A 383-nucleotide genomic window follows, 5' to 3' on the forward strand; every position below is an offset into this window, starting at 1 on the left:
TCAGTGAATAGTGGCCACGCTCGGATACAAGGATTGCAATGCCTTCATACTCATAGTGCTTAAGCGCCTTGAAAATACCTTGTTGCTCGATGCCTTTAAAGTCACCGTCGGCAGGGAACGCATTGTTTCTTGCCACCCATAAAGCAGTGATGTTCGCGATGGTCCCGCCAGAGCAAAATGCGCCAAGGGAGTGCTGTGCGCTATGCATCCATTTTGCGTAGAAGTCATCGTCCTGTGCATAAATTAGGCTATGCAACATACCCAAGACTTGACGCTCTAATGGCGTGAAGGCTTTGGAGGTTTCGATTTTCACCAGGTTTTGATTCAGCGCAATCATGATCTTTGATAGTGGCATCAAGAAATAAGGCAGTGCTGACGTCATA

The 383-nt window shown here is 47.3% G+C and carries 1 pseudogene; it reads right to left on the reverse strand.

What is annotated here, in order from left to right:
- Positions 1–383 (reverse strand): annotated as a pseudogene (locus AB4585_RS22750) (putative pyridoxal-dependent aspartate 1-decarboxylase); the annotation flags it as partial.

The sequence above is a fragment of the Vibrio sp. 10N.222.49.C9 genome (assembly GCF_041474985.1).
Lineage (GTDB): Bacteria > Pseudomonadota > Gammaproteobacteria > Enterobacterales > Vibrionaceae > Vibrio > Vibrio crassostreae_C.